Origin of the sequence: Bilophila sp. 4_1_30, from assembly GCF_000224655.1 — a bacterium.
GTDB lineage: Bacteria > Desulfobacterota > Desulfovibrionia > Desulfovibrionales > Desulfovibrionaceae > Bilophila > Bilophila wadsworthia.
This window is the reverse complement of record NZ_JH114231.1, coordinates 1,085,130-1,089,280: the sequence shown is the minus strand read 5'-3', so window position 1 is coordinate 1,089,280 and position 4,151 is coordinate 1,085,130. Positions and strand designations below refer to the sequence as shown.

The window sequence follows — 4,151 nt, the reverse complement described above, 5'->3', positions numbered from 1 at the left end:
CCCCACCACCTACCTGCTACCATCGTTACTCATCAAACGTGGGCCGGTTCTCCGCCTTGATGGCTTTGCGGACATCGACGAATTCGGGTTCGCCCCACGGGAGGGCCGGGATGCGCTTGGGCGTCACATTGAGGAAGGTACTCTCGCCGTTGATCTGAACGCGCACGGCTATGGTCCCGTCGGGAGACGCCTCGGCGGCCCGGACGCCTTTGGGCGAGTAGGAGGCCACGAGGCTGGCCGCGTCCTGAAGCGTTTCGTTGTCCCACGGGGTGAGCTGGCGGGCAAGTGCGAAGGGGCTCGGAAAGTCACGCACGCGGAGGATGGCGTCGCCGGGACGGACCAGACGCTCCAGCGCCGAGTTGTCCGCTTCGTTGCGGCCCATCGACAGCCAGTGATCACCGAACCAGTACTGCCGCCCGATGTTGGACAATTCGAAGTCTTCAACCGTCGGCTCTTTGAGGCGCGTCAGGACCGGCCAATAGCGCCGGGAATTTTCCTTTTCCGCCAGTTTGCACCCTCCGGCGGGTGTGGGGATCTCTTTCAGGCCCATTTGATCGGCCAACGCCATTTGGGACTTCCGGCCGCGCCCGAAGATGCCGAGCAGCTTGTTGCGATCCACCAAGCCAGAGATTTCAGGGGCGGTCGGATCGAGCAGTTGGGCGCTGAGCGGACGGAGGAGGGATTCCTTAACCTCTGCGTCGCGGCGGATGACATTGAGGGTGTCGCGGCGCTGGGACATGGGGCGCTGCCCGAGCACTTCACCGGAGATAAGGAATGACGCTCCCCATTTTTTCATGAGTTCCCGCGCTTTGCGCATCATGAGGATTTTGCAGTCGACACAGGGGTTCATGACTTTGCCGAAACCGTGGGCGGGGCGTTCCCTCAGGAGGCGCACGAACGCTTCACCGACGTCCACGGCTTCCACCTCAAGGCCGTACACCTTCTCCCAGTGGGGGATCAGTTGCGGCTTGCCGAAAAAGGGGGTGACAAAATGCAGGCAACGGACAACCAGCCCTTGTTCCATGATCAGGCGGGCAGCGAGGATGCTGTCCAGCCCGCCGGAAAACAGGGCAAATGCATGCGGAGTGGAGGTATTCATAAAGCTATTCTACTGCGCCGGATACATGAACACAAGCGTCTGTTGTGTTGACGCACAAGGGAAAAGGGCATGGCGTCGGCGTTTGCCGGATCGCACATGCCCTTTTTTATGGGGGCATCGGACGATGCCCCGAATGAGGTGTGGGAGAACCGCGGGACGCATACGGGTTCTCTCGACCCCCTTAGACAGCGGAAAAACTGACTTTAGGGATGATCTTTGAACTTGTTCATCAGGTGTTCGTTGCCGCTGTGGCAGGGCGTACAGTCCATTTTGCCCTTCTGAATATCGGCTTGCTTGCCCGAAGCGTGGCATTCGCCGCAGTAGGCAACGGATTGCTGTTTGGGGAACGCCCCCTTCCAGTCCTTGCCCTTTTCGATTTTGGCATTGATGATTTCGATGGCCTTTTTGGTAACGTCGGCGGTGATGCGGCCGCACCGTTCACTGCGTTCCTTGCTGCTTTCTTCCATTTTGTGCTCGTAGCACCATTTGGAGACGGAAATGTGGCAGAGGACGGAGTCCGACGCATTGGACGGGATGGGGCCTTTTACGCCCTGAGCCGCGTCGCCGGGATCATAAATGGGGAGTTTTGTGGTTTCATACCAGCGGAAAAGTTCACTGACCATGGCGTCGCGGTCCTTACGGCCCCAGAACAAGGCGAAGGCGGCCGCCGCACCATACAACGCGCCGCAAATGGTGCCCCAACCGGAAACGCCCGCCTTATTGGCTTCAAGCATGGTGAAGGGGAACTGGCTGTACGGCGCGCCGTACTGCTCGCCCATCATGCCGACGATGCCGTAGAAGGTGCCGTAGCCGCAGGCATAGCCCTTGTGCCAGTAGCCTTCGTAGGCAACCGGGGCGCAGACATTGGGATCAAGCTTGTGAGGTTTCCAGCCGAAGTCTCCGTTGGCTTGATCAAAACGCTTCATCTTGGGATCAGCCGCAATACTGGTCCCCACAACGGACGCGACGGTACCGCCGACGGCGAGACCACCCAGTGCCCCAAGCATCGCTCTTCTGGTCAGTTCCATAGCCACTCCTCCTTCAAACTTGTTTGTTCTTTTCCGCTCAATATCGTTTTTGCCCGTCACAGAGGACGTCCGTTCGGCATTTTTGCCGATATTGGGTGATAAAAAGAGCCTTCTAAGCTTTTGTCCGCAACGCATGGCCTGCGTACAGACGTTTATCGAACGGGTTGTTCGACAATTCACGTGAAGGATGCCTTCAATCCATTATCCTGTCAATGGGGATTAACGGAAAAAGAGGATAGCTCCGTATGAGAGCTTTGCGTTTCTGAGCGTTTAGAGAGCAAAAAAAGTGCCCCGGGCGATTACGCCGAGGGGCACCTTGTTTTCATTTTGGGAAAACTACTTGGTTTCGTGGAGCCACGCCTTCATTTTTTCCAGCTGGCGCGCCACGGACAACGGGCCGGTGCCGCCGGGGGCGTTCCTGCGGGCGACGGCGGCGCGGTATTCAAGCACGTCGAACACATCGGGGCCGATGCGATCGCACAGGCTCTGAAGCGCGTCAAGCGGCAGGGCTTCGAGGGAAAGGTTCTTCCCTTCGGCCAGCGCCACGGCGGAACCCGTGATGTGGTGGGCCTCGCGGAAGGGAATGCCCTTTGTGACCAGATAGTCCGCAAGTTCGGTCGCGTTGAGGAACCCGGCGGTGAGGGCGCGGGCCATGCGGACTTCATCGAAGCGCAGGGCCTTCATCATGCCCGCCATAAGCTCCAGAGACGTGCTCAGGGTGCGGTCGGCGTCGAGGAAAGGTTCCTTGTCTTCCTGAAGGTCGCGGTTGTAGGTCAAGGGGAGGCCCTTCAGGATGGTGAGCATGGCGGTCAAATCGCCGTACACCCGGCCCACCTTGCCGCGCATGATTTCGGCGACGTCGGGGTTTTTCTTCTGGGGCATGATGGAGGAGCCCGTGGCGTAGGCGTCGGGCAGCTTCACGAAGCCGAAAGCCGGGTTCGACCACAGGATGATCTCCTCACAGCAGCGGGAGAGGTGCATCATGGCCGTGCTGGCGCAGAACAGGGCTTCGATGACGAAATCCCGGTCGGACACGGCGTCCATGCTGTTGTCGAATGTGCCGTACATGTCCAGTTCGCGGGCCACGGACGCGGGATCGAGCGGGTAGGTCGTCCCGGCGAGGGCGGCCGCGCCGAGGGGGCTGATGCGGGTGCGCTTTTCGCAGTCGGCCATGCGCTGGACGTCGCGGCGGAGCATCCAGGCATAGGCGAGCAGGTGATGGGCGAGGCTGACGGGCTGCGCGGGCTGGAGGTGGGTGCAGCCGGGGAGGATGGTGTCCTGATGTTCTTCGGCGCGGGCCATGTATACGGCGGCAAGCTCACGGGCGAGGCGCTGCCATTCGCGGAGCCGGTCGGAGACGAACAGACGGAAGTCGAGCGCGACCTGATCGTTGCGGCTGCGGCCCGTGTGGAGCTTCTTGCCCACGTCGCCCACGAGTTCGGTGAGGCGGCTTTCGATGTTCATGTGGACGTCTTCCAGTTCTTTTTTCCACTGGAAGGTGCCGTCCTCGATTTCCGCGCGCACGGCGGCGAGGCCGGCGACGAGCTGGTCTGCTTCCTCGGCGCTGATGACGCCCTGCCGGGACAGCATACGCGCGTGGGCGCACGAGCCGGCGATATCCTGCTTGTACAGGGCCCAGTCGTAGGAAATGGACTGCGTATAGGCTTCGACGGAAGCGGCAGTGCCTTCGTGGAACCGTCCGCCCCAGAGTTTTTCTTTCGCCATTGGTGTCTCCGTGTTCGCTGTGCGCCTCCGGCGGCCGGGCTGCCGCCCGGACCTGCTTGGGGAGCATGATGCCCCCCAAACCCCCTCGGCGCGGAACGGCTCCCCATACGGCTGCGCCGCACGGGGAGCCGTTCCGCTTGAGAGGCTTTGAGAGACACCCCATCCATTCAGGCCGGAACCTGCCGGGGGACGTATGCTTGTGTTTGCATATCAAGCCTCCCCGCCCTCCATCGACCTTTACAAAAGTCTTGGGAAGGGGTGGGGAGGGTTTGGGAGGGGCGGGGAGAACCTTTCTTCAG

At 60.9% G+C, this 4,151-nt stretch carries 3 protein-coding genes; all 3 read right to left on the bottom strand.

All coding sequences use genetic code 11. The annotated features are described in order from the left end of the window. Nucleotides 1–25: 25 nt before the first annotated feature. The 3 genes from HMPREF0178_RS04935 to argH all read right to left on the bottom strand — a co-directional run bounded on the left by HMPREF0178_RS04935 (nucleotide 26) and on the right by argH (nucleotide 3,852). A complete protein-coding gene (locus HMPREF0178_RS04935) occupies nucleotides 26–1,099 on the bottom strand; it encodes a DUF814 domain-containing protein (protein WP_009379584.1) in 1,074 nt (357 codons plus the stop codon). 203 nt (nucleotides 1,100–1,302) lie between these two features. After that, a complete protein-coding gene (locus tag HMPREF0178_RS04930; protein ID WP_009379583.1) occupies nucleotides 1,303–2,127 on the bottom strand; it encodes a C-GCAxxG-C-C family (seleno)protein in 825 nt (274 codons plus the stop codon). Between the two features lie 336 nt (nucleotides 2,128–2,463). Continuing rightward, nucleotides 2,464–3,852 (bottom strand): argininosuccinate lyase, encoded by a 1,389-nt coding sequence (argH, locus tag HMPREF0178_RS04925; RefSeq protein ID WP_009379582.1) that lies wholly within the window; start codon nucleotides 3,850–3,852, stop codon nucleotides 2,464–2,466. Nucleotides 3,853–4,151 lie beyond the last annotated feature (299 nt).